We start from the raw sequence: 375 nt of genomic DNA on the forward strand, positions 1-375 counted from the left end.
CGAGTCGGTATAGTTTATAGTTAAGACTACGACGGTATCTGATCGTCTTTGATCCCCTAACTTTCGTTCTTGATTAATGAAAACATCATTGGTAAATGCTTTCGCATAAGTTAGTCTTTAATAAATCCAAGAATTTCACCTCTGACAATTAAATACTAATACCACCCACTGTCCCTATTAATCATTATTTCTGTCCTAAAACCAACAAAGGGCAAAAATCCTATTCCATTATTCCATGCTAATGTATTCCAGCAAGGCCTGCTTTGAACACTCTAATTTTTTCAAGGTAAATTGCCTACTCACCCAGTGAAACCCGTGAGAGCTCGAAAGGGGTTGTAGACGGAGAGCCTATTAGCAGCCTGACTGAAGCCAGAC

General features: G+C 39.2%; 1 rRNA gene. It reads right to left on the bottom strand.

The features are described 5' to 3' along the window. A 16S ribosomal RNA gene (locus BBB58_RS15710) occupies nt 1-275 on the bottom strand; the annotation flags it as partial. Nucleotides 276-375: the final 100 nt, after the last annotated feature.

The sequence above is a fragment of the Exiguobacterium profundum genome (genome assembly GCF_001909285.1).
GTDB lineage: Bacteria > Bacillota > Bacilli > Exiguobacteriales > Exiguobacteriaceae > Exiguobacterium > Exiguobacterium profundum.